Origin of the sequence: Flavicella sp. (assembly GCF_037132785.1) — a bacterium.
Lineage (GTDB): Bacteria > Bacteroidota > Bacteroidia > Flavobacteriales > Flavobacteriaceae > Flavicella.
This window is the reverse complement of record NZ_JBAHZZ010000150.1, coordinates 1-5261: the sequence shown is the minus strand read 5'-3', so window position 1 is coordinate 5261 and position 5261 is coordinate 1. Positions and strand designations below refer to the sequence as shown.

Genomic DNA, 5261 nt, shown 5'->3' with positions numbered 1-5261 from the left:
CCATTTTATTTTGGCTAAATAAGCCTTACAAGCTTCATCATTTGGCAGTTCTTTTATAAAACTCAGTATATTTTGACCTTGAAAAACATCCATATCTGTTATATTTAATGACACTAAGATACAGAAACTAAATGACTAACTCAGAACAAAAAATTAGATTTATTTTGTTATGTCCTCTCTTCTAACTACTGAAACAGTAATAAAATGAACAAACAAAAGAATTTAAACGATTTTAGATGTTAAGTAGCCTTACAAAATAGAAGTGAAATAATATAAGATGATACTGCAGGTTTTAGGAAATATAATTAGTATTCCGGTTTTAAAATTTCATCGTCAAAATTGTAACCTTTAAATGCACATTTTAATTTAGCTTTTATCTCTTCAGCGGAACAGTTTTTATTGAATTTATTTTTTTTATACCTACTCCGAACTATCATGAATTCACTCTCAGCTTCTTTATAGTCGTTGGCAATTCTGCCTAATTTCATTTTTTCAACATTAAATCTAGCTTTTTCTTCTTTACTAAACCCAAGCATATCCACTCTTTCTAAGAAATGTCTCTTCCTAAGAAAATACCTAATATTTGCTGAGTTACTCGCTTTTTCTAAATTAGCTCTATTCAATCCATTTGGATAAAATTCTTTCATCCAAGTATGTAATTCCGAAGGGGAAAAATCATTTATACATACTTTTTCCATCTTTCTTGTTTTTGATTGATTTCTATTATTTTACTTCTTATTAAAAGTTGTCCCTTTAAAATTCTATCCTACAATATACAATTGAAACGCTACTCCTTTTATTAAAACTCTATGAAGTGACCTAATTAAGAGGTATAACAACTAAATAGTCTATTAAAATAAATACTTCTAATTAGTTTCGTAATAAAAATTGGAGACTCTAATATTCCTATAGACATAAATTACAAACTCAAGATAATCGTAGTCCTAATTCTCAATACTTAAAAAAAACATTTTTTGATTTTCTTAGGTACTGCGTTTTCTAACTTTATTTTGTAAATTTGTGCTTTTAAAAATCTAAGCATAAACGCTTTTAATATTTAAGACTCAATGATTCTATTCTTTCAACAAAATACGACTGTATTTGCAGTTAAAACCAAAGAACTTTCACCGGAAAACATTCAAAAATTAGTTTGGCTTTTCGGAAACGCTACGCAAATTGATGCTCCTAGTTTAGATGGGTATTTTATAGGACCTAGAAAAGAGATGATCACTCCTTGGAGTACAAATGCCGTGGAGATCACGCAAAACATGAGTATTAAAGGAATCATTAGAATTGAAGAGTTCTGCAAAGTTGATTCTAAAGAAGCGACAATTGATCCTATGTTACAGGTGTTGTACACTAACTTAGATCAAGAAATTTTCACTATCAACTCAGAGCCTAAAGCAGTTTTAAATATTGATAATGTTCAAGATTTTAATCAGCAAGAAGGTCTTTCATTAAGTGATGATGAAATAGCTTACCTAGAAGGTATGTCTAAAAAGATTGGAAGAGAATTAACCGACTCAGAAGTATTTGGTTTTTCACAAATCAACTCAGAACACTGTCGACATAAAATATTCAATGGAACATTTATAATTGATGGAGAAGAAAAAAAATCTTCCTTATTCAAAATGATCCGTAATACATCAGATGAACACCCTAATGGAATTGTCTCTGCATATAAAGATAATGTTGCTTTTGTAAAGGGACCTAAAGTAGAACAGTTTGCCCCTAAGTCGGCAGACAAACCAGACTTTTACGAAACAAAGGAATACCAATCTGTAATTTCATTAAAAGCAGAAACACATAATTTTCCTACTACTGTAGAGCCTTTTAATGGTGCTGCTACAGGATCTGGTGGTGAAATTAGAGATAGATTAGCAGGAGGAAAAGGCTCTTTACCTTTGGCTGGTACAGCAGTATATATGACCTCTTACTCTCGCTTGTCTAAAAACAAACCTTGGGAAACAATGGACGAAAGAGATTGGTTGTACCAAACCCCAATGGATATTTTAATCAAAGCTTCTAATGGAGCTTCTGATTTTGGAAACAAATTTGGACAGCCTTTAATTTCTGGTTCTTTATTGACTTTTGAGTTTCAGGAGACTTCAACGGACTCTGTCCAAGCTAGAAAATTAGGTTTTGACAAAGTGATTATGCAAGCAGGAGGTATCGGATATGGTAAAATTAATCAAGCTTTAAAAGATACCCCTCAAAAAGGAGACAAAATTGTAATTCTCGGTGGTGACAACTACAGAATTGGTATGGGTGGAGCTGCGGTATCCTCTGCTGACACTGGAGGAATGGACAGTCAACTTGAATTAAACGCTGTGCAACGTTCGAACCCAGAAATGCAAAAACGTGCTGCCAATGCCATAAGAGGAATGGTGGAAGCTGACATCAATCCAATTGTATCTATCCACGATCATGGTGCGGGTGGACACCTAAACTGTTTGTCTGAATTGGTAGAAGATACAGGAGGTAAAATCGACTTGGATAAATTACCTGTAGGTGACCCTACCCTATCTGCTAAAGAAATCATAGGAAACGAATCTCAAGAAAGAATGGGACTGGTTATCAATGAAAAAGATATTGATTATTTAAAACGTGTTGCAGACAGAGAACGCTCTCCAATGTATACTGTAGGACATGTTACTGCTGACAATAAATTTACATTTGAATCGGCTACAACAGGAGAAAAACCAATGGATTTATCTATGGAAGATATGTTTGGAAGTTCTCCTAAAACAATCTTGACAGATAAAACTATCAAAAGGAATTACGCCGACTTAAGTTATAATTCTGAAAATATTCACGAGTATTTAGAAAATGTACTTCAATTAGAAGCTGTTGCCTGTAAAGATTGGTTGACAAATAAAGTTGACCGTTGTGTTGGAGGTAAAGTTGCTAAACAACAAACTGCAGGACCTTTACAATTGCCATTGAATGATGTAGCTGTAATGGCATTAGATTATAAAGGAAAAGAAGGAGTTGCTACCAGTATCGGTCATGCACCGATTGCGAGTTTAATCGATGAAATTTCAGGTTCTAGAAATGCAATTGCAGAATCTTTGACTAATTTAGTATGGGCTCCTTTAGAAAACAATTTAGACTCTGTTTCATTATCCGCTAACTGGATGTGGCCTTGTAAAAATGAAGGAGAAGATGCTCGTTTGTACAATGCTGTTGAAGCGGTTTCAAAATTTGCAATAGAACTAGGAATCAATATCCCTACTGGAAAAGATTCTCTTTCAATGAAACAAAGATATCCTAACGAAGATGTAATTGCTCCAGGTACAGTAATTATTTCTGCAGCAGGACACTGTAACGATATTACGAAGGTTGTAGAACCAGTTTTCCAAAAAAGAGGTCTAAACAAAATTTATTATATCGATTTTTCTAATGATCGTTTTAAGTTAGGAGGTTCTTCTTTCGCACAAACTCTTGCTGGAATAGGAAATGAAAGTCCAAATATCAACGATTCAGAAAAGTTTAAAACGGCTTTTAATACAATTCAACAACTAATCAAAGAAGGTAGGATTTTAGCAGGGCACGATATTTCTGCCGGAGGCATGATTACTACAATCTTAGAAATGTGCTTCTCTCAACAAATGGTAGGTGCCAATATTGACATCTCTGCCTTAGGTGAATCGGATACTATCAAAGCTTTATTTGCCGAAAATAGTGGTGTAATTATCCAATCTGACGATACTGAAATTGAAAACATATTAACTGCAAATAATGTTGCCTTTACTCTATTAGGAAATGCAATTAAATCAAGTGAAGTTACTATTAAAAACAACGATACTACTGAAATATTTAATATTGAATATTTACGTGATATCTGGTTTGGAACTTCTTATTTATTAGACGATAAACAAACGGCTAACGGATTAGCAACAGCACGTTTTAACAATTATAAAGAGCAACCCTTACAATTTACCTTCCCTACTAACTTTGAGGGGAAACTACCTGTTTTAGACGCTAACAAGCCTAAACCTAAGGCAGCAATTATTCGCGAAAAAGGTTCTAACTCAGAAAGAGAAATGGCAAACGCAATGTATTTAGCTGGCTTTGATGTAAAAGATGTTCATATGACTGATTTAATTTCAGGACGTGAAAATTTAGAAGATGTACAATTTATTGGTACTGTTGGAGGTTTTTCTAACTCTGATGTATTAGGTTCTGCCAAAGGTTGGGCAGGTGCATTTTTATACAACGAAAAAGCAAAATTAGCTTTGGAGAATTTCTTTAAAAGAGATGATACTTTATCTATCGGGATCTGTAACGGATGTCAATTGTTTATCGAATTAGGATTGATCAACCCAGAACATAAAGATAAACCAGCAATGGGACATAATGATTCTTTTAAACATGAAAGCAACTTTACTTCTGTTAACATACAAGAAAACAATTCTGTAATGTTAAGCTCTTTAGCAGGAAATACCTTAGGAGTTTGGATTTCTCACGGTGAAGGAAAATTTAATTTTCCTTATACCGAAGAAAAATATAATATCGTTGCTAAATATGGATATGAAGCTTATCCAGCAAACCCAAATGGCTCTGACTTTAATACGGCTATGATGACTTCAAAAGATGGACGTCATTTGGTAATGATGCCACATATAGAACGTTCTATTTTCCAATGGAACTGGGCAAATTATCCAGTAGGTAGAAAAGATGAAGTTTCGCCTTGGTTAGAAGCTTTTACAAATGCTAAAAACTGGCTTACCAGGTAAGACTTAATTGTTCCCTTAACTTGCTGAATGGGTAGTAAATATAAACTTTGACAAGCTCAGTACACATGTGAATACTGAGTTTATCGAAATAACGGTCTTACATTTTGGAATGGCCTTTTCTAATTTGATTTCCAATATGCCACATTTTACACAAAAAAACCAGTTTTACTTTTTATAACTGCTAAATAATAATTTGGAATGTTTGTTATTTAGTTAAGCAATAAAAATAGTAGCATAGCTCCTCTACGGTTTTGTTTTTGTGTGAAATATAAATGAAAAATAAACGAATTTAATACGTCGTTTAAATATTAAAAATGGTACTAGAAGTGTTCACTAAACTACAGAAGACATTCTGCTTTTAACAACACCAAAATTACCAGTATAAGACCGTTGCAAGGTACATGACAAAAACAAACATCCAAACTTAGGGTATAAATCATTGTTTGTTAGCTTATTAAGATGTATATTCAAGCCATGAAACTACAAATAACACCTACTTTTGCAGATAGCATTTGTGATTTA

At 33.1% G+C, this 5261-nt stretch carries 2 protein-coding genes and 1 pseudogene; 1 reads left to right on the top strand and 2 read right to left on the bottom strand.

The window, feature by feature from the left end:
• Positions 1–93 (bottom strand): annotated as a pseudogene (locus V5787_RS09755) (IS1595 family transposase); the annotation flags it as partial.
• A gap of 212 nt (positions 94–305) precedes the next feature.
• Entirely contained in the window at positions 306–698 is a 393-nt protein-coding gene (locus tag V5787_RS09750) for a hypothetical protein (protein WP_336893046.1), read from the bottom strand.
• A gap of 369 nt (positions 699–1067) precedes the next feature.
• Between V5787_RS09750 and purL the strand changes: the two genes are divergently transcribed.
• On the top strand, positions 1068–4739 hold the full coding sequence (gene purL / locus V5787_RS09745) for a phosphoribosylformylglycinamidine synthase (RefSeq protein WP_336893045.1): 3672 nt from the start codon (positions 1068–1070) through the stop codon (positions 4737–4739).
• The last annotated feature ends 522 nt before the right edge of the window (positions 4740–5261 follow it).

Excerpts from the sequence above, each read along its gene's own strand:
- V5787_RS09750 (WP_336893046.1), bottom strand. The coding sequence starts at position 698 with ATGGAAAAAGTATGTATAAATGATTTTTCCCCTTCGGAATTACATACT.
- purL (WP_336893045.1), top strand. The coding sequence starts at position 1,068 with ATGATTCTATTCTTTCAACAAAATACGACTGTATTTGCAGTTAAAACC.